A 19,589-nucleotide genomic window follows, 5' to 3' on the forward strand; every position below is an offset into this window, starting at 1 on the left:
CGCTTGGGCTGTCTAGGCCGTCTGCGTCGTCCACGCCATCGACGCTGTCTGGGTCGTCCGCGCCGCCCAAACCATTACGTCTCGGGCGGCAGAGGCTGCGGTGAACCGTGACCGACGAGACGCCGGGGCCGCCGCGGCAGGTCGCCGAGCGAATCGAGGAGTACTGGGGGTGGGCGACGGTCGCCCTGTTCCTGCTGATTACGGTCGACATGCTGACGACGATGTACGCGGCGGCGGTCGTCGGCGCCGACGCGGAGTCGAACCCGGTGACCGCGTGGCTGCTCGCCCAGCCGGTGTGGCTGCTGGTCGGCGTCAACCTCGCGGCGGTCGTGCTCGCCGCCGTCGTCTTCCACGGCCTCATGGAGACGTACCGAGTCACGCCGCCGCGCGTCCGGCCGTACTTCGCGCTGCTCATCGAGGCGTGGCTCGGCGGCCTCGTCGCCGCCGGACTCGTCGTCTTCGCCAACAATCTGTCGGTCATCGTGCTCGGCGAGAGCCTGCTGTAGCCCGCGGCTCCACGGACCGTCCCGGTCCGTAACTTCAAGTCGCAAAGCGGGGCCATCGACGGACTGAAGCCGTGCCACGCGCGACCTACGCTGTGACCGAGGCCGAGGCCGAGGGCGACGCAGACTGGCGAGCCGTGTTCGGGCACCCCAGCCCGTACCCGGAGCAGGCCGACGGCATCGACGCCGCGGTCGACGCGGCCCGCGACGGCGGCTACCTGTCGCTGGAGGGCGCCTGCGGAACCGGGAAGACGATGCTGGCGCTCACCGCCGGCATCCACCTGGTCCGCGACCCCGACAGCGACTTCGAGCGCGTCGTCGTCCTGACCAGCGTCAAACAGCAGCTCCGGCAGTTCGAGGCGGACCTCCGCGCCATCAACGAGAACCTGCCGTCCGACTGGCGGCCCGTCTCCGGGCTGACGCTCGTCGGGAAGGCGGACGTCTGCCCGTACAGCCGCGAGCACGCCGCCGGCATCGACGACAGCACCGTCTACGAGCGCTGTGAAGGGCTCCGCGAACGCACCCGGAACCTCGTCGGCGAGGGCGGCGACGCCACCGCCGGCGCGCTCGTCGAGCAGGCGCGCCGCGCACAGACCGGTATCGCCGACACCGCCGAGGCCGGCGTGTCGTACCTCGAAACCGCCGGCGAGCCGACGCCGTACCTGCCGTCGATGCCGGAACACGGCGGCGGGGCGACCGGCGACGGCACCGAGTTCTGCCCGTTTTACGCGCAGTTCCTCGACGACCTGCCGGAGGACGGCGAGGCGGTGGAGGCGGTGCCGTTCGACTTCGCCGACCGCGGCCTCATCGACGCCGACGAACTGGTGCGGCTCTCCGCCGGCCACGGCACCTGCCCGCACTCGATGATGGGCGCCGTGCTCCCCGAACTGGAGGTCGTCATCGGGAACTACTACCACGCGTTCGACCCGACGACAGCCGGCAGCTTCACCGGGGCGCTGCTCGACGACGCCACGTTCGTCGTCTGCGACGAGGCGCACATGCTTGAGCCGCGCGTCCGCGACCTCGTCTCCGACGGCGTCGGCGACGCGACGCTCCGCGACGCCGAGAACGAACTGACCCGCGTCATCCAGCCTGTCGAGTTCGAAGACGACGGGAAGCGAGCGAACGGGACGACCGACGCGGAACTGGTGCGCGGCGAACTCGCCGACGCCGAAATCGGGCTGTCCGAACTGAAACTGACCCGCGACTTCATCCGCGACCTCCGCGAGGAACTGGACCGCCGCGTCACCGGCCACCTCGACGAGGCCCGGCCGGGGTGGCGCGCCGACCTGGCGGACCTCGACGACGAAGAAATCCCGCTCCGAGACCCGTCCGAACCGGGCGAAGACGACGTCTCGAAGTGGGCGTCCGACGCCGGCTACGGCGAGAAGGTGTGGGCGCACGCCGAGCAGGTGGGCGCCGTCGTCGGCCGCATCCTGAACGAGGCCGAAGAGGAGGACCGCAAGCGCGCCGCTCCGGCCGCCGGCCGCCTGCTGAACAAGTGGTACCGGCTCGACCACGCGTCGTACTTCCGGGAAATCGAACTCGACCGGACGTGGGACGAGACGGAGCCGCCTGACTCGTGGCGGCGCGCGTACAACGCCCACCTCGCGCTGCACAACTGCGTCCCGGCGGACGCCATCGGCGAGCGGCTCTCCGAGTTCGGCGGCGGCGTCTTGATGTCTGCGACGCTCGCACCGCTGGACGTGTTCCGCGAGGTGACCGGGCTGAACTACCTCGAATCCGAGGGGCGGCCGGTCGTCGAACGGACGTACGGACTCGGGTTCCCCGAGGAGAACCGGGCGTCGTTCGCGGTGGACGCGCCGAAGTTCACGTACGGGAACCGCGGCGCGCCGGGCGAAGAGAACGAGACTCGGCGGCTGCACGCGGACGCCGCCGCGGAGGTCGCGCGGGCGACGCCCGGGAACGTCCTCGTCGGGATGCCGAGTTACGGCGAGGCCGAGTGGATGGCGGGCGTCCTCGACGACCGCCTGGACCGCCCGGTGCTGCTCGACGAGTCCAGCCGAGACGACGCGACCGAGGAGCTGAAATCGGCGTTCTTCGCCGGCGACGCGAAGGTGCTCGTCACCAGCATCCGCGGCACGCTCACCGAGGGCGTCGACTACGAGGGCGACAAGCTCTCGGCGGCCGTGGTGTGCGGCGTCCCCATCATCAACACTTCGTCGCCGCGCACCCAGGCCGTCCGCACCGCCTACGACCGCGAGTTCGGCGACGGCTTCGAGGTGGCGCTGACGGTCCCGGCGGTCCGGAAGGCCAGGCAGGCTATCGGCCGGGTCATCCGCGGCCCCGAGGAGGTCGGCGTCCGCGCGCTCGTCGACGCCCGGTACGCCCGCGAGTCGTGGGACTCCGTCCGCGAGTACTTCCCCGAGTACGACCGCGAGGAGTTCCAGCCGGTCAGCCCCGACATGCTCCGGTTCGGCCTCGACCGCTTCTGGAACGAACACCGCTAGCCCGCCCGCGCCTCCCACTCGCGGCCCGCCGGATTTTTGCGCGGCCGCTGCAACGCGGACGCATGCAGATTCGCGAGGCCCGCCGCGGCGACGCGGCCGCCGTCGCGTCGCTCGCCCGGACGGCCTGGCACGCCGCCTACGGCGACTTCCTGTCGGCGGAGGCCATCGACGCCACCGTCGACGCCTGGTACGACCCGTCGGAGCTCCGCCGCGACATCTCCGGCGACGGAACGTTCCTCGTCGCCGACGCCGACGCCGCCTCCCACGGTGACGAGCAGGAGTCCGCTGTCTCCGCCGCCGACTCGGACGACGCTGACGATGCGTCACTCGTCGGGTTCGGCCACGCGCGGTACTCCTCCGGCGTCGGAAACGTCGTGCTTCGGCGGCTGTACGTCCACCCCGACGAGTGGGGATGCGGCGTCGGCACGGCGCTGCTCGGCGAACTCGCGCGGCGCTTCCGCGCCGACGGCCACAGCCGGCTGTCGGCGGTGGTACTCGCCGAGAACGACGTCGGCCTGTCGTTTTACGACTCGCACGCCTTCGAGGAAATCGGTCGGCAGACCACGTCGTTCGCCGGAGAGGAGCACGACGAGTGCATCGTCGCCGCGTCGCTCGCCGACCTCACGGACCTCGGACCAGTGTAGCGGTACGCCGAACACGGCCGGCGCCGGTCGAATTGGGCCGGGGGCGCCCGGGGCGCCGGCGGCGCGGTGTGCCGGCGACGGTGGGGTTAAGTCGACGCGAACCGGTCACACGGACATGCCCATCCAGATCCGTCGGCCGACCGAGCGCACCTGCGAGCGCTGCGGGCGCGAGGAGCGCTGGGACGAGGACGACGAGACGTGGCACATCGACGGCGACGCCGGCGACGTCTACTGCATCCACGAGTGGGACATCAACGGGTCGTTCGTCCCGTTCGCCGAGGACGACACCGAGGAGTGACGGCGGCCGCAGCCAGTCAGTCGCAGCCAGTCAGTCGTCCTGTTCTCCGTCGGTGCCTGCGTCGGCGCCGGCGCGCCGTAGAACCCTGTCGAGCGCCGCGAGCGTCCCGTCCATGAACCCTTCGTCGAGGACGTGGTCGGCGGCCCGCTTCGCGGTGTCGTCGGCGTTCGCGGGCGCGTAGCTCTCCCCGACGGCTTCGAACATCGAGGCGTCGTTCTCGCTGTCGCCGACCGCGATGAACGCCGCGGTGTCCCGGCCGAGCACCTCGGCGGCGTCCCGGAGTGCGCGGCCCTTGCTGACGCCGCGGGAGGTGAGGTGGTAGGCGTACTGCGTGTCGAGGAAGCCGAGGTCGAACTCGTCGGCGATTTCGCGGAGCAGCGCCTCGTCGGCGGTCTGCCGCGCCGCGACCTCCGTCTCCCGCCACCGGTTCGTCGTGTCCGCCGGCCCCCACCCGAGGTCGCCGCCGCGCTCCTCGAAGGCGGCGACGGCGCGCCGGACCTGCTCGGGGTCGCCCTCGAACCGGACGTGGCCGTCGACGCAGAGCACGCCGCCGTTCTCCGCGACGACGCGCTCCGGGATGCCCATGAAGTGACACAGCGCCACCGGGTACGGGAACGCCTTCCCGGTCGCGAGCACCACCGGCGCCGGCCACTGCGGCAGCACCTCGAACGCGCGCGGGTCGACCGCGTGGCTCGGCGTCGTCAGCGTCCCGTCGATGTCGAGCGCGAGCGGCGGCAGCCCCGCGTCGTCGTCGGGCGCCGGGAGGTCGTCGACCGCGGGGTCGCCGCCAGCGGACTCGTCGGAGTCGAGGTCGGCCATATTGTCTGAGGCTGCGGGTGGCTGGCGCAAAGAGGCGTCGGTGTCGCGGCTCAGCACCGCCGCGGCGACTCAGACGGTGTCGCTTCCGTCGCCGCCGTCGTCGTCGGCGCCGTCTCCTTCGCCGTCGTTGTGGCCGTCGTCGGCGGCGCGGCCTGCGCCGGACGCGTCCAGTTCGTCGAACAGGGCGGCGACGCGGTCGCGGATGTCGTCGCGGATGGCGGCGACTGCTTCGGGGTCGGCGCCGTCGGGGTCGTCGAGGCCCCAGTCGCGGTTGTCGCCGCTCCACGTCGCCGGGCAGACCGACGCGGCGTCACAGCCCATCGTGACGACGTAGTCGCAGTCGGCGAGGTCGTCCGGCGTGACTTCGCGCGGCATGCGGTCCGAGAGGTCGACGCCGACGTCGCGCATCGCCGCCACGACCTCGTCGTGGACGCGGTCGGCCGGGTCGGTGCCGCCGGTGACGACGTCGACGCGGCCGCGCAGGCCGCGGTCGGCGACCGCCTGCTCGGCGAACGCAGTCGCCATCTGCGACCGGCCGGCGTTCTGGACGCAGACGAACGCCACGCGGACCGGCTCGTCTCCGGCTCCTGTCGTCGAGCCGTGCCCGGATTCGTCCGCGGCTTCGCCCGCTGGCTCGTCAGTCGGAGTAGGCAACGCCGCTCACCTCCGTGGAGTCCGGGAACAGCCGGGACTTGGTCGCGAGCGCGACGCGGACGAGCGCCAGCATCACCGGCACCTCGATGAGCGGGCCGACGACGGTGGCGAGCGCGGCGTCGCTGGCGACGCCGAAGACCGCGACGGCGACGGCGATGGCGAGCTCGAAGTTGTTCGAGGAGGCCGTGAACGCCACGCTGATGGCTTCGGTGTAGTCGAAGCCGAGGAGTGCGGCGGCGCCGTACGCGACCGCCCACATGCCGGCGAAGAAGACGAGCAGCGGCGCGGCGATGAGCGCGATTTCGCCGGGGTTCGCGACGATGTAGTCGCCCTTCAGCGCGAACATCACGACGACGGTGAACAGCAGCCCGAGCAGTCCGAGCGGGGAGACGCGCGGGACGAACCGGTCGTAGTAGGCGTCGCGGCCGACGGTGCGGAACGCGACTTTCTGCGTGAGGTAGCCGAGCAGCAGCGGGAGACCGAGGAAGACGGCGACGGTCTGCGCGATGAGCGAGACGCTGACGTCGACGACCGTTCCCTGCAGCAGCGTGAGGAAGACGAAGGCGTACGGGACGAACAGCGCGATCTGCAGCAGCGAGTTCACGCCGACGCAGACGGCGCACAGCTCCTGGTTGCCGGCGGCGAGCTGGTTCCAGACGAGCACCATCGCGATGCAGGGCGCGATGCCGACGAGGACGAGGCCGGTGACGTAGCCCGGGTGGCCGGCGAGGAACAGCGTCGCGAGCCCGTACATGACGAACGGCGCGACGAGCCAGTTGAACCCGAGCGTCAGCGCGATTTCGCGGCGCGCGGTCCGCGTCACCGCGGGGACGCGCCCGTAGTCGATTTCGGCCATGATGGGGTAGATCATCACGAACAGCCCGACGGCGATGGGGAGGCTGGTGCCGTTGACGGTGACGGCGTTCAGCAGGTCGGCGACGCCGGGGAAGACGGAGCCGACGCCGACGCCGATGGCCATCGCGACTGCGATCCACAGCGTCAGGTAGCGGTCGAGGACGCCGATTCCGTCACTCATCCGCGCCCTCGGGTTCGGCGTCGACGCCGGGGCCGCGGGTCTCGTCGAGCGCCTCGACGAGCGCGTCGGCGCGGGCGGTGGTGCCGTAGTAGCGCCACTTCCCGTCCTTGCGGCGGGTGAGCAGGCCGGCGTCGGTGAGTTCGGAGAGCGCGTGGCTCACCGCGGACTCCGAGACGTCGACCAGCGGCGCGATTTCGCAGACGCAGCGGTCCCCGTCGGAGACGTGGAGCAGCCGGACGATCGTGTAGCGGGTGTCGCTGCCGAGCGCGGAGAGGACGCGGCTGTCGGCCGCGGTGGTCCCGGCGTCGGCGTCGTCCGCGAGCCCGCGGAGTTCGGCCAGTCGGTCGTCGAGGTCGGCGTCACAGCAGTCGCCGAGTTCGTCGGCGACGAGCCGTTCGAGCCGCTCGGTCGAGGAAGCCATCACTGAACAGTTGCAGAACTGTTCAGATGAACCTACCGATCCGTCGGTGTCGCGCGTCGGACTCGACCGGGAGAGTCAATCCGCCGGCAGACGAACCGGGGGCCGTGTTCCGGTACTACTTCGGCGTGACCGCGTGGCGACGCCGGCTCCGCCGCATCGTCGTCGGCGTCGGCGTCGCGGCGGGCGGCGTCGCCGCGGGCACCGTCGTCGGCACGCGGGCGGCGTACGTCGCCGGACTGGTCGCGGTGTTCGGCGGCCTCTGGTACGCGCAGGCGGCGCTGAAGCCGCTGTTCGTGCCGGCGCCGTGGACGCCCGCGGCGTGGCGGTACGGGCCGCTCCGGCACGCGCTCGACGTCGCCGACGCGGACCGGTGGCTCGACGTCGGCACCGGCACGGGCCGGTCGCTCGTCGGCCTCGCCGAATCCCGCGACGAGAACGCCCCGGAAGCCGCCGGCGACCGGTGGCCCGCCGACGTGACCGCCGTCGACGACTTCGACCGGTTCGGCGTCGGGCCGCTCGGACGCGACGCGGCGACGCGCGCCGAACGGAACGCCGAGACGGCCGGGCTGTCCGTCGACGCGGTCCGCGGCGACCCGTCGCGGCTCCCCGTCGAATCGGGGTCGCAGGACGTCGTCACGGCGTGCGGCGTGCTCTCCGAACTGGACGAACCCGCAGCGGAAGCCGCGGTGTCGGAGGCGAGACGTGTCCTCCGCGATGACGGTCAGTTCGGCGTGCTGGCGGCGCCGGGACGCCGCGGCGGCGAAGCCGACGCCGCGGACCCGCTGGCGTACTGGAGCGACGCGCTCGAATCCGCCGGCTTCACGGTCGACGTGAGCGGCGCCGTGAGCCGCGGCGACGCCCGGTACTGCTACCTGGCGTGCTCCGTGGAGTCGTGATGAATCCAGAAAGGTGAGTGAATCCGGTCCGGGTCAGTCCTCGGCGTCTTCGTCGTCGGTGCGGGCGACGTGAATCGTCACGGGGACGCCTTCGACCTCCCACTCGGTGGTGATGTCGAAGTCGGCGTCCGCGGGCGGTTCGCCGCCGACGAGGTCGGTGGCTCGGACCTCCTCGGCGACGTGGTCCGCGTGCTCGTCGACGAACCCGGCGACCCGGTCGTCGTCGACGTCGACGGCCACGCGGATGCGCTCGTCGACGTCGAGGTCGAGGTCCTTCCGGGTCTCCTGAATCCGCCGGACGACGTCGCGGGCGTACCCCTCGGACTCGATGTCCTCGGTGAGTTCGGTGTCGACGTAGACGGTGCCGCCGTCGAACTCGGCGGAGACGACGCCGTCGGGCGCCTGCGACCGGAACTCGACCATCTCGTCGTCGAGGCTGTACGTCTCGCCGTCGACCGTCACCGTCAGGTCGCCGTCGGCTTCGAGGTCGTCGCGGGCCGCGCCCTGAATCGCCTCCATGACGCGCTGGGCGTCGCCGCCGAACGCCGGGCCGAGCGCCGACATGACGGGTGACGCGACCTCGACGAGTTCGCCGTACGACTCGGTGACGTCGACGCGGCGGGCGTTCACGCGGTCGGCGAGCAGGTCGCGGAGGTTGTCGACACCCTCCCGGACCGCGTCGTCGTCGGATTCGACCACGACGCGCGTGACGGGCCAGCGGAGCTTCCGTTCGGCGCGCTGCCGGGCGTTCGCCGCGGCCTCCTCGACGTCGCGCAGCACCGCCATGTCGCGTTCGAGCGTCTCGTCGCGCAGCGTCTCGTCGACCGTCGGCGCCGCCAGCGCGTGCACCGTCGCGGCGTCGCCGTCGAGGTGCTGGTACATCCGCTCGGTGAGGTACGGCGCGTACGGCGCGAGCAGCCGCGTCGTCTCTTCGAGCACCGTCGCCATCGTCGCGTAGGCGGCGCGCTTGGACGCGGAGTCCTCGTCCTCCCACATCCGCTCGCGGATGGCCTTCACGTAAAAGCGGGAGACGTCGTCGGTGACGAACGCGAGCAGCGCGTTCAGCGCGTCGTCGACCTCGTAGTCCTCCCACGCCGCCTCGACGTCGGCTTTCACGGTCTGCAGCCGGCTCAGCACCCACTCGTCGACGACCGTGAGTTCGCCGTCGTCCAGGTCGGCGTCGGCCGGGTCGTAGTCGTCGAGCGCCATGTACGGCAGCGGGAACTTGAAGACGTTCCAGAGGATGTTGAGCGTGGACTGCATCTCGTGGAGGCCGTCCCACTCGAACGCGAGGTCCTGCCCCTGCTGTTCGTGGCTGAGCAGGTAGCAGCGCAGCGGGTCGCGGCCCACCTCGTCGATGGCCTCCTCCGGCTCGACGATGTTGCCGCGGGACTTGCTCATCTTCGTGCCGTCGCCGAGCGTCGTGAAGCCGTGCATCAGCACCGACTCGTACGGCGACTCGCCGAGCGCCGCGGTGCCCATGCCGAGCTGCGACCAGAACCAGCCGCGGGTCTGGTCGTGCGCCTCGATGATGAGGTCTGCGGGCCACAGCTCGTCGAACGCCTCCTCGTCGCCGGGGTAGCCGATGGTGCCGAGGGTGGCGACCGACGAGTCGAACCAGACGTCGAAGACGTCCGGGACGCGCTCGTAGGTCGTGCCGTCCTCCGTGATGGTGAGGTCGTCGACGGAGGGCCGGTGGAGGTCGAGCGTCTCCGGGTCGACGTCCTGGTCGGCGCGCTCGGCGAGTTCGTCGCGGGTGCCGACGACGATGAGCTCCGACGGGTCGGGGTCGTCGACGCCCTCTGGGACCCAGATGGGGAGCGGGATGCCCCAGTAGCGCTGCCGGGAGACGTTCCAGTCGGGGGCCTCCTCGACGAAGTTCCGGAAGCGGCCCTCGCGGGCGGAGTGCGGGTGCCACTCGGCGTCGTCGATGTTGTCGAGCAGCTCGTCTTTGATCTCAGTGATGCGGATGAACCACTGGTCGGTCGCGAGGAACACGATGGGCGTGTCACACCGCCAGCAGTGCCCGTAGCTGTGCGTGTGGGTGTCCGACGCGAGCAGCAGCCCCTTCTCGTCGAGGTCCGCGATGATGTCGTCGTTGGCGTCGCGGACGAACTCGCCGGCGTACGCGCCCGCGGCGTCGGTGTAGACGCCGTCGCCGCCGACCGGGCAGAACGCGTCCAGCCCGAGCTCCTGGCCGCGCTCGAAGTCCTCCTGGCCGTGGCCGGGCGCGGAGTGCACGAGGCCGGTGCGGTCCGCCTCGACGTAGTCGGCGGTGTACACCTGCCCGGCGCCCTCGAACTGCGGGTACTCCGCGACTTCGTCGGCGAGCGGGTGGTCGTACTCCCAGCCGACGAGGTCGTCGCCGTCGTACTCCGCGACGACCTCGTAGTCGTCGTAGCGGCCGCGCGAGAGCGCGTCCTCGACGCACGACTCCGCGAGGAACAGCGTCTCGGTCTCGCCGTCTCTGGTCGCGCGGACCTCCTGGTAGTTGAGGTCTGCGGCGACGGCGACGAACGTGTTCGCCGGGATGGTCCACGGCGTCGTCGTCCAGATGACGAGGCTGCCGTCGCGGTCGCTGAGCGGGAACTTCACGTAGATGGACGGCGACTCGATGTCCTCGTACTCGACTTCGTTGTTGGCGATTGCGGTCTCACACCGCGGGCACTGCGAGATGGCGCGCTTCCCCTGCTCGACGAGGCCGCGGTCGTGGACCTGCGAGAACGCCCACCACGCAGACTCCATGTACTCCGGGTCGATGGTCTGGTACGGGTCGTCCCAGTCCATCCAGGCGCCGACGGACTGGAAGTCCTCGTCCATGTTCTCGCGGTTCCGGACGGCGAACTCCCGGCACTCCTCGATGAAGTTCTCCATCCCGAACTCCTCGATGTCCTGTTTCGTGTCGAAGCCGAGCTCCTGCTCCACCTTCGTCTCGATGGGTAGCCCGTGCATGTCGTAGCCGGGGCGGTCGGCGACGTCGTACCCCTGCATCCGCTTGTAGCGCAGCACGGCGTCTTTCAGCGTCTTGTTCCACGCCGTCCCGAGGTGCATCTGGCCGGTCGTGTACGGCGGGCCGTCGACGAAGAAGAAGTCGGGGTCGTCGGCGTGCGCCTCCGTCGCGGCCTCGTAGGCGTCGGCCTCGTCCCAGTAGGCGTCGACGTCGGACTCCACCGCCTCCGGCGCGTACTGGTCCGGGAGGTCTCGGTCGTTCATACTGACTCGGAGTCTCCGGGCGCATATCAAAACGGTGGTCCTGCAGCGACGCGCGTCGGCACGGAAGCGGCACGCCGCGTCGCCGCCGGGTCGCCGCTGCGCCACCGCCGCGTCGCCGCCGCGGATTTCAGCCGTGATACGCCGAGGTGAGGAACTAAGCCGCCGGCAGCGGCACCGCGACCCGTGAGCGACAGCGACGACACGGGCGACGGGCCGGGCGACGACCCGGCCTGGACAGTAGACGACGCGGACCGGGCGGCGGACCGGGACGCGGGGGATGTGGACGCGGCGGACGCGGACCCGGACGGCACTCCGGCGGCCGACGTCGACGCGGCGGCCGACGACGACGGCGTGCTCGACCCGGACGACATCGACCTCACCGGCCGCGACGAAGTCGACGTCCGCGGGGACGGCCGCTACGTCATCTCCACCGAGGGCGGCGAGGACCGCGTGTCGACCGCGGACAGCGGCGTCGACGCCGCCGGCGACACGGAAACGGCCGAATCCGCGGCAGCACCCCCCGGCGGCGCTGACGGCGACGCCGGCGTCGGTGACCGGGCCGACGAGGACTCCCCGGCGTCTGCGCTGGCCGCCGAACTGGACGGGCTCTCGGCGGCGCACGCGCTCGGACTGGCGGCGAAGACGCCGGACGGGACCGACTCGGTGCAGGTCGCCGCGGACGACCCGGCGGTCGTGGTCGAGACGGCGCTCCGGTGGTACGCGCGCCGCGTCGACCCGGACGGCGACCCGAGCGGAACGGTTCAGCGGCTCCTCCGCGACGCGGACCTCGGCGGCGAGACGGCGAACGGAGCGGACGGCGGGTCGGCGGCCGGCGCCGACGAAAACGGCACGTAGACCGCGAGCGCAACGACGATTCTCTGAACGATCGCTTCTCCGAGTACTTTCCGGCGACTCGGAAACGACGGACGCGTCGGTGGAAAACGGTAAACGGGCAGGCCGCAAACGCGCGGCCATGACCGACGACGAGGGCGTGACGCTCACGGTCCGCGGCGCGGCCAAGCGCGACGCCGGCCGCGGCATCGCCCGGCTCCCCGACGGCGCGATGAGCGCGCTCGGCGTGCTCTCCGGCGAGACGGTCCGCATCGTCGGCGACGGCGAGACGGCCGCGAAAGTGTGGCCCGCCGGCGCCGGCGTCGACGACGGCGACCTCCAGGTAGACGCGGAGACGCGGGCGAACGCCGGCGCCAAAATCGGCGAGACCGTCCGCGTCACCAAAGAGCGCGTCGGCGACGCGGACGCCGTCGTGCTGGACGCGCCGGCGTCGCTCGACGACGTCGACATCGACGCGGAGACGCTCGCCGCCGCCGCGAAGCGCGACCTCGACGGCCGGCCCGTCACGGCCGGCGAGCAGGTGCGGCTCTCCCACCTCGGCGGCTCCGTCTTCGTCGTCGCCGACACGGCGCCGGACGGCCCCGTCAAAATCCACGACGGAACCGACGTGACGGTCCGACGCGGCGACCGCGGCGGCGACCGGGACGGCGCGGCGACGCGGACGAGTGGCGCCGGGACGGAGCGGTCCGGCGGCGCCTCTCGCCGACGTGGTAGCGGAGACTCCGGCTCGACAGGCGGCGCGGCGGGCGGCGGCCCAGCCACCGGTGACGCCGAGTCCGGCGCGGCGGCGGGTGGCGGTTCGAGCGGTGCGGCCGGCTCGTCGCCGCCGGCGGACGGCGTCACCTACGAGGACATCGGCGGCCTCGACGACGAACTCGACCTCGTCCGGGAGACCATCGAACTCCCGCTCGCCGAGCCGGAGGTGTTCACGCGGCTCGGCATCGACCCGCCGAAAGGCGTCCTGCTGCACGGGCCGCCCGGCACCGGGAAGACGCTCATCGCGAAGGCGGTCGCGAACGAGGTGAACGCGACGTTCATCTCGGTTTCGGGGCCGGAAATCACGTCGAAGTACAAAGGCGAGAGCGAAGAGCGGCTCCGCGAGGTGTTCCAGCAGGCCGACGAGGACGCGCCGAGCATCGTCTTCTTCGACGAGATCGACTCCATCGCCGGCGAGCGCGGCGACGGCGACATGGAGAACCGCATCGTCGGCCAGCTGCTGTCGCTGATGGACGGGCTCGACGCCCGCGAGGACGTCGTCGTCATCGGCGCGACGAACCGCGTGGACGCCATCGACCCGGCGCTCCGCCGCGGCGGCCGATTCGACCGCGAAATCGAAATCGGCGTGCCGAGCGAGGCCGGCCGCCGCGAGATTCTGCAGGTCCACACCCGCCGGGTGCCGCTCGCGGACGACGTCGACGTCGACCGGCTCGCCGCGCGGACGCACGGCTTCGTCGGCGCCGACATCGACTCGCTGACGACGGAGGCGGCGCTGACCGCGCTCCGCCGCGCCCGCCGCGACGACGCCGCGGTCGACCTCGGGTCGGTGTCCGTCACCCGCGCCGACTTCGACGCGGCGTTCGCGTCTGTCGGGCCGTCCGCGATGCGCGAGTACGTCGCCGAGCAGCCGGAGACGACGTTCGACGACGTCGGCGGCCTCGACGACGCGAAGGCGACGCTGGAGCGTGCCGTGACGTGGCCGCTGACGTACGGCCCGCTGTTCGACGCCGCCGGCGCCGACCCGCCGACCGGCGTCCTGCTGTACGGGCCGCCTGGCACCGGGAAGACGCTGCTCGCGCGCGCCATCGCCGGCGAGTCCGAGGTGAACTTCATCCAGGTCGCCGGGCCGGAGCTGCTCGACCGCTACGTCGGCGAGTCGGAGAAGGCGGTCCGCGAGCTGTTCGAGCGCGCCCGGCAGGCCGCCCCGAGCATCGTCTTCTTCGACGAAATCGACGCGGTCGCCGGCGACCGCGACGGCGCGAGCGACTCCGGGGTCGGCGAGCGCGTCGTCTCCCAGTTGCTCACCGAACTCGACCGCGCCGCCGAGAACCCGAACCTCGCGGTGCTGGCGGCGACGAACCGGAAGCAGTCCCTCGACGACGCGCTGCTCCGCCCCGGCCGGCTCGAATCGCACGTCGAAGTCCCGCGGCCCGACGAGGCGGCCCGCCGCGAAATCCTCCGGGTGCACGCCGCCGCCAAGCCGCTCGCGGACGACGTCGACCTCGACGCCGTCGCCGCCGACACCGACGGCTACTCCGGGGCCGACCTCACCGCGGTCGCGCGGGACGCGACGATGCGCGCCGTCGAGCGCGTCGCCGACGAGTACGGCGCCGACGCCAACGACCACGCGGACGCGCTCGCCGTGACGCACGCCGACTTCCTCGCCGCCGTCGAAACGGTCCAGCCGAGCGGCCGGTGACGACGCGGTTCCAGTGGGCGTCCCCGTGAGGCCCGTTGGCGCCCGGAAAAGGCTGCGTGAGCCGCGGTTCTGAATCGCGCGGACCTCGGACGCGCGGCGTCGTCGGACGCGGGACGAGTTCGGCACCGACTGTCGGCCGCCGGAAGCCCCGGCAAGGCTCACCCGAACCGGAGACGTGAACCGGCGTCCCTCGGCAGCGTCCACATGGCTCTGCTCCCGGACGAGGCCATCGAGCGCCTGACGGCGACGTGTCGGACCACCGCCGGCGACAATCTCCGGTCGGTGACGTACTTCACGCGCGAGGACTTCATGCAGGTGTACCTCCGCGACGACCTCGCGCGGGACGCCGACCTGATGGGGTTCATCGGGAACGAACGGCAGGACTTCTCGATGACCCACGACGCCTACGAGGGCTCCGAACTCGGCGACTACCGCTACACCATCCGGGTGTTCGAGAACGGCTACCTGCTCCGCGTCGACGGCGAGGACCACGGCGTGTTCGTCACCACCGACGCCATGGAGATCCGCGACTACAACGCGCTCGCCAGCGCCATCGAGGAGACGCTGAGCGAGTGGGAGTGGGAGCAGCGCTGACCGGGGACCTGCCACCGCGCCGCGTTCCGCCGTCCTCTTTGCGTCCGCCGACGAACCGGGCGTCATGACTGCTGCTGCGCCGAACCGCAACGCGCTGTGGGCGCGCGCGCTCGTCGACGAACTCGCGGCCGCCGGCGTCGACGCCGTCTGCGTCTCCCCGGGGTCGCGCTCCACGCCGCTCACCGTCGCCGCCGCCGAACACGACGACGTCCGGGTGTTCTCGCACCTCGACGAGCGCTCGGCGGCGTACTTCGCGCTCGGCCGGGCGCGCCGCACCGGCGAGGTGACGCCGCTCGTCTGCACCTCCGGCACCGCCGCCGCGAACTACCACCCCGCGGTCGTCGAAGCCGACGAGGGCCGCGTCCCGCTACTCGCGCTGACCGCCGACCGGCCGCCGGAGCTGCGCGACTCCGGCGCGAACCAGACCGTCGACCAGGAGAAGCTGTACGGCGACGCCACCCGCTGGTACAAGGACCTCCCGGAGCCGGAGGCGACGCCGCGGAAACTCCGGTCGCTCCGCACGACCGCGGCGCAGGCCGTCGCGCGCGCCGAGGGGACGCCGGCCGGCCCGGTCCACCTGAACGTCCCGTTCCGGAAGCCGCTGGAGCCGGTTCACGTCGACGGCGACGTCCCGGCTGACCTCCCGGAGTCGGCGGCGCGCGGCCGCGACGGCGCCTACGTGTCAACGACGCGCGGCCACGCCGTCCCGGACGACCGCGACGTCGAGAAACTGGCGACGGCGCTGGAAGCCGAACGCGGCCTCGTCGTCGCCGGCCCCGCGGACCCGCCCGGCCCGGACCCGGAGGCGATGACGGCGCTGGCGCACGCGACCGGCTTCCCGGTGCTCGCCGACCCGCTCTCCGGGCTCAGATTCAGTTCGTCGACGCGGGTCGCGCCGGTGCTCGGCGGCTACGACGGCTTCCTCGCGGACGGCGCCCCGGCGTCGTGGCCGGACCCGGAGGTCGTGCTGCGAATCGGCGCGTCGCCGACGTCGAAGCCGCTGCGGCGCTACCTCGCCGACACGGACGCCCGGCAGTTCGTCGTCGACCCGGCGGCCGGCTGGCGGGAGGCCGAGTTCGCCGCCACCGACCTCGTCGTCGCCGACCCGTCGCGGCTCGCCGCCACCGTCGCGCGCCGCATCACCGGGCCGTCGTCGTCGGCGTGGCGCGACCGCTGGGAGGCCGCCGAGCGGACGCACTGGGACGCCGTCGACGACGCCGTCGCCGGCGACGAGCCGTTCGAGGGGCGCGTGCTCGCCGACGTCGCGGAACTGGCGCCGGAGCCGGCGACCGTGTTCGTGTCGAACTCGATGCCGGTTCGGGACGCCGACCGGTTCGCGAGGCCGCGCGCGAAGAGCCTCACGGTGCTCGGGAACCGCGGCGCCTCCGGCATCGACGGCATCACGTCGACGGCGCTCGGCGCCGGCTCCGCGACGACGGACGACCTGACGCTCGTCACCGGCGACCTCGCGTACTACCACGACATGAACGGGCTGCTCGCGCTCGGCCGCTGCGACGTCGACGCCACCGTCGTCTGCGTCAACAACGACGGCGGCGGTATCTTCCACATGCTCCCCATCGAGCGGTTCGACCCGCCGTTCACCCAGCAGTTCAAGACGCCGCACGACCTCGACTTCGCGGCGACCGAGGCGCTGTACGACCTCGAGTTCGCCCGCGTCGACGCCGCCGACCGCGACGGCTTCCGCGACCTGTACCGCGACGCCGTCGGCAGCGACGGCACGCAGGTCATCGAGGTCGACAGCGACGCCGAGCGGAGCCACGCCGTCCGCGACCGCGTCGCCGCCGACGTCGCAGAGCGCCTCCGGAGCGACGAGTAGCGGGCGGCCGAGAGCGGTCGCTCAGAACGGCACCTTGAGGAGTTCGCCGCCGGCGGTCGCGAGGTACGCGCCGTCGGCGTCGGCGGCCGGCGTCGGCGGGTACTCGCCGCTGAGCGTCGCGCGCCAGCGCTCGTCCCCGTCGCTGACGCCGTGGGCGTACACGGTCCGCGCCCCGCCGTCGCTGGAGACGACGGCGTCGCCGCCGCGGGCGCGCGGGAGCGCGACGTCCGACGTGTCGGCGCTCCACAGTTCGTCGCCGCTGCCGCGGTCGACGGCGACGACGCTGGCGTCGGCGTTCGTGTACAGCGCCTCGTCGTCGAACGGGACGCCGGTGAGGAGGCCGCCGCGGTCGTACCGCCACCGCTCGGTGCCGTCGGGCGACAGCCGGAGCACGGCGTCGCCGCCGACGTAGAGGTCGTCCGGGGTGCGCAGCGACGACACCGTCGCGTCCCGAAGCGACCACTGCTCGTCGCCGGACGCGGCGTCGAGCGCGACCAGCGACGGCCCGTCCGCGTTCTGCGCGAACGGCTGGAGGCCGACGAACAGCCGGCCGCTTCCGACCGCGCTCGCGCCGATGTCGGCGTCGCCGTCCGGCGAGTACCGGAACCGGTGGGTGCCGCCCGCCAGCCCGAGGCAGTCGACGGCGCCGTACGTCTCCACCGCGGCGTAGCGCCGCCCGACCGCGCCGTCCATGCCGTCGCCGGTGTCGGCGCGCCACCGCCGCGTCCCGTTGTGGAGGTTCACGGCGAACGTCGTCTCCTCGCGGCCGCCGCCGATGGCGTCGTCGTGGGTCGGAATCACCGCCGCGCCGTCGCCGAACCCGGCGACCTGGTGGAACTTCCGGAGCGGCGACTCGTACCGCCAGCGCTCGTCGCCGCCCGGCGTCAGCGCGTGCAGCACGTAGTCGTGCGCGCCGGTGCCGACGCTGACGCCGACCAGCGCGTACAGCGTCCCGTCGTGGACTTGCAGCGACGCCGTCGGCCGGCCGTACTCGGCGTCGACCGTCACCGGCGACTCGAACGTCCACCGCGTCTCCCCGGACGCCGCGTCGAGGCCGTACACGGTGGTGTCGACGACGACGGCGACGCGGTCGGCGACGACCGCCGGGTCGGTCCTGAGGGTCCCGTCGAACGACCGCGTCCACGTCGCCGCCGCGCCGGTGAGTTCGACGCCGGCGGCGTCGGGCGTCTCGCTCGTCGGCGTCGACGACGTCGCCGGGGGCGTCTCAGTCGGGGTGTCGGCGTCGGTCGGGTTCGGCGTCTCGCCGCCGCCGTCGGCGCAGCCGGCGAGCGCGACGAAGCCGGCGCCGGCGAGCTGGAGGGCGCGTCTGCGGGAAACCATGAGTCGGTTCCACCACCGCCGCTCCGGGGTATGTGCTTTGTGGGCCGCCCACTGGACGGCTGCGACAGGCGGTGCCGTCGGCGGCAGGCCGTGCGGCCGTCGGTGTTTTCCGGGCGCCGTCGCACAGTCCGGTGTGAAACGAGTCGTCATCGCGGGCGCCGCGGGCCGGGACTTCCACGACTTCAACGTCGCCTTCCGCGGCCGGGAAGACGCCGAGGTCGTGGCGTTCACCCGCGCGCCCGGACAGAACCTCGGCGAGGCCGACGGCGGCTTCCGGCGCTACCCGGCGGCGCTCGCCGGCGACGGCTACCCGGACGGCATCCCCGTCGAGCCGGAGGCCGACCTCGAACGGCTGGTCCGCGACCGCGACGTCGACGAGGTGCTGTTCTCCTACTCCGACGTCAGCCACGAACACGTCATGCACGTCGCCTCGCGGGCGATGGCGGCCGGCGCCGACTTCCGGCTGCTCGGCCCGGACGCCGTGATGCTGTCCGCTGACGTCCCGGTGCTCGCCGTCGACGCCGTCCGCACCGGCTGCGGGAAGTCGCAGGCGTCGCGGGCGCTCGCCGCCGAACTCGACTCCCGCGGCGTCACACCCGTCGTGGTCCGCGAGCCGATGCCGTACGGCGACCTCGTCGAGCGCCGCGTCCAGCGGTTCGAGACGCGCACCGACCTCGACGAGGCCGGCGTCACCATCGAAGAGCGCGAGGAGTACGAACAGCACGTCGACCGCGGCCACGTCGTCTACGCCGGCGTCGACTACGAGGCCGTCGTCGAGCAGGCGGCCGCCGAGGCCGACGTGCTGGTGTGGGACGGTGGCAACAACGAACTCCCGTTCGTCCGGCCGGACGTCCACCTCGTGCTCGCCGACCCGCTCCGCCCCGGCGCCGAAACCGGCTACCACCCCGGCGAGACGAACCTCAGGCTCGCGGACGCCGTCCTGCTGAACAAGGAGAACAGCGCCGACCCCGACGACGTCGACGCCGTCGCGTCGGCGGTCCGCGAGGCGAACCCCGCCGCCGACGTGCTGCACGCGGACTCCGTCGTCACCGTCGACGACCAAGACCGGGTCGCGGACGCCCGCGTGCTGGTGGTGGAGGACGGCCCGACGCTCACCCACGGCGACGCCGCCTTCGGCGCGGGCAGCGTCGCCGCCGAGCAGTTCGGCGCCGCCGAGCGCGTCGACCCGCGGGACGCCGCCGTCGGCTCCATCGCGGACGTGTTCGACCGCTACGACCACCTCGGGCCGGTGCTGCCCGCGATGGGGTACACCGACGAGCAGCGCGCCGACCTCGAAGCCACCATCCGGAACTGCGACTGCGACGTCGTGCTCGCCGGGACGCCGCACGACCTCGGCCGAATCGTCGACGTCGACGTCCCGGTCGTCCGCGTCCGCTACCGCATCGAACCGCACGACTGGTCGTTCGCCGGGTTCGTCGACGACCACGCCGCCGAACTCGGCCTCGACGACTGACCGCCTCGCTCTCTCCCCGCCCGCCTCTCACCGCTCCACCAGTTGCCCGTCCGACAGAACTAAGTCGGTGTGTAAAACACGCTTTACTGTCAAGCGAACTTTACGGAAAGCGAGCTTGAC

Annotated in this window: 15 protein-coding genes and 1 pseudogene; 10 read left to right on the forward strand and 6 right to left on the reverse strand. The window is 72.5% G+C overall.

From position 1 onward, the window contains the following. Nucleotides 1–107: 107 nt before the first annotated feature. From ACQUST_RS03900 to ACQUST_RS03915, 4 genes are all read left to right on the forward strand, one after another. Nucleotides 108–506 carry a hypothetical protein gene (locus ACQUST_RS03900; protein ID WP_435125162.1) on the forward strand — a complete coding sequence of 133 codons (399 nt, stop codon included), beginning with the start codon at nucleotides 108–110 and terminating at the stop codon, nucleotides 504–506. A 92-nt stretch (nucleotides 507–598) separates the two neighbouring features. Then, on the forward strand, nucleotides 599–2,974 hold the full coding sequence (locus ACQUST_RS03905; RefSeq protein WP_435125165.1) for an ATP-dependent DNA helicase: 2,376 nt from the start codon (nucleotides 599–601) through the stop codon (nucleotides 2,972–2,974). A gap of 62 nt (nucleotides 2,975–3,036) precedes the next feature. Further along, nucleotides 3,037–3,618: a GNAT family N-acetyltransferase gene (locus ACQUST_RS03910; protein WP_435125168.1), complete on the forward strand. Its 582-nt coding sequence runs from the start codon at nucleotides 3,037–3,039 to the stop codon at nucleotides 3,616–3,618. A 115-nt stretch (nucleotides 3,619–3,733) separates the two neighbouring features. After that, a complete protein-coding gene (locus tag ACQUST_RS03915) occupies nucleotides 3,734–3,916 on the forward strand; it encodes an HEWD family protein (protein ID WP_435125169.1) in 183 nt (60 codons plus the stop codon). Between the two features lie 30 nt (nucleotides 3,917–3,946). On the opposite strand, the gene ACQUST_RS03920 is transcribed toward ACQUST_RS03915, so the two are convergent. From ACQUST_RS03920 to ACQUST_RS03935, 4 genes and pseudogenes are all read right to left on the reverse strand, one after another. Continuing rightward, nucleotides 3,947–4,735 carry an HAD-IIB family hydrolase gene (locus tag ACQUST_RS03920; protein WP_435125171.1) on the reverse strand — a complete coding sequence of 263 codons (789 nt, stop codon included), beginning with the start codon at nucleotides 4,733–4,735 and terminating at the stop codon, nucleotides 3,947–3,949. A 168-nt stretch (nucleotides 4,736–4,903) separates the two neighbouring features. After that, nucleotides 4,904–5,299: pseudogene (locus tag ACQUST_RS03925) on the reverse strand (low molecular weight phosphatase family protein); the annotation flags it as partial. A gap of 73 nt (nucleotides 5,300–5,372) precedes the next feature. Then, nucleotides 5,373–6,425, reverse strand: a complete 1,053-nt coding sequence (gene arsB, locus ACQUST_RS03930; RefSeq protein WP_435125173.1) for an ACR3 family arsenite efflux transporter — start codon at nucleotides 6,423–6,425, stop codon at nucleotides 5,373–5,375. Further along, nucleotides 6,418–6,846 carry an ArsR/SmtB family transcription factor gene (locus ACQUST_RS03935; RefSeq protein WP_435125176.1) on the reverse strand — a complete coding sequence of 143 codons (429 nt, stop codon included), beginning with the start codon at nucleotides 6,844–6,846 and terminating at the stop codon, nucleotides 6,418–6,420. The genes arsB and ACQUST_RS03935 overlap by 8 nt, the downstream gene beginning before the upstream one ends. 104 nt (nucleotides 6,847–6,950) lie before the next feature. Here ACQUST_RS03935 and ACQUST_RS03940 point away from each other — a divergent pair, with 104 nt between their 5' ends. Next, on the forward strand, nucleotides 6,951–7,742 hold the full coding sequence (locus ACQUST_RS03940; protein WP_435125179.1) for a class I SAM-dependent methyltransferase: 792 nt from the start codon (nucleotides 6,951–6,953) through the stop codon (nucleotides 7,740–7,742). Between the two features lie 33 nt (nucleotides 7,743–7,775). On the opposite strand, the gene ileS is transcribed toward ACQUST_RS03940, so the two are convergent. Next, entirely contained in the window at nucleotides 7,776–10,955 is a 3,180-nt protein-coding gene (ileS, locus tag ACQUST_RS03945) for an isoleucine--tRNA ligase (RefSeq protein WP_435125182.1), read from the reverse strand. 183 nt (nucleotides 10,956–11,138) lie between these two features. Here ileS and ACQUST_RS03950 point away from each other — a divergent pair, with 183 nt between their 5' ends. The 4 genes from ACQUST_RS03950 to menD all read left to right on the forward strand — a co-directional run bounded on the left by ACQUST_RS03950 (nucleotide 11,139) and on the right by menD (nucleotide 16,654). Continuing rightward, entirely contained in the window at nucleotides 11,139–11,810 is a 672-nt protein-coding gene (locus ACQUST_RS03950; protein ID WP_435125185.1) for a DUF7500 family protein, read from the forward strand. Between the two features lie 118 nt (nucleotides 11,811–11,928). Further along, on the forward strand, nucleotides 11,929–14,223 hold the full coding sequence (locus ACQUST_RS03955; RefSeq protein WP_435125188.1) for an AAA family ATPase: 2,295 nt from the start codon (nucleotides 11,929–11,931) through the stop codon (nucleotides 14,221–14,223). A gap of 204 nt (nucleotides 14,224–14,427) precedes the next feature. Next, nucleotides 14,428–14,817 carry a DUF7522 family protein gene (locus tag ACQUST_RS03960; protein WP_435125189.1) on the forward strand — a complete coding sequence of 130 codons (390 nt, stop codon included), beginning with the start codon at nucleotides 14,428–14,430 and terminating at the stop codon, nucleotides 14,815–14,817. Between the two features lie 64 nt (nucleotides 14,818–14,881). Further along, on the forward strand, nucleotides 14,882–16,654 hold the full coding sequence (gene menD / locus ACQUST_RS03965; RefSeq protein WP_435125191.1) for a 2-succinyl-5-enolpyruvyl-6-hydroxy-3-cyclohexene-1-carboxylic-acid synthase: 1,773 nt from the start codon (nucleotides 14,882–14,884) through the stop codon (nucleotides 16,652–16,654). 21 nt (nucleotides 16,655–16,675) lie between these two features. Here menD and ACQUST_RS03970 read toward each other — a convergent pair whose 3' ends face one another. Next, complete coding sequence (locus ACQUST_RS03970; RefSeq protein ID WP_435125193.1) at nucleotides 16,676–17,995, reverse strand: PQQ-binding-like beta-propeller repeat protein; 1,320 nt, start codon at nucleotides 17,993–17,995, stop codon at nucleotides 16,676–16,678. Nucleotides 17,996–18,128: 133 nt separating this feature from the next. Between ACQUST_RS03970 and ACQUST_RS03975 the strand changes: the two genes are divergently transcribed. Continuing rightward, nucleotides 18,129–19,469: a GTPase gene (locus tag ACQUST_RS03975; protein WP_435125196.1), complete on the forward strand. Its 1,341-nt coding sequence runs from the start codon at nucleotides 18,129–18,131 to the stop codon at nucleotides 19,467–19,469. Nucleotides 19,470–19,589: the final 120 nt, after the last annotated feature.

The organism is Halobaculum sp. D14 (genome assembly GCF_051195135.1).
Taxonomy (GTDB): domain Archaea; phylum Halobacteriota; class Halobacteria; order Halobacteriales; family Haloferacaceae; genus JBNTKA01.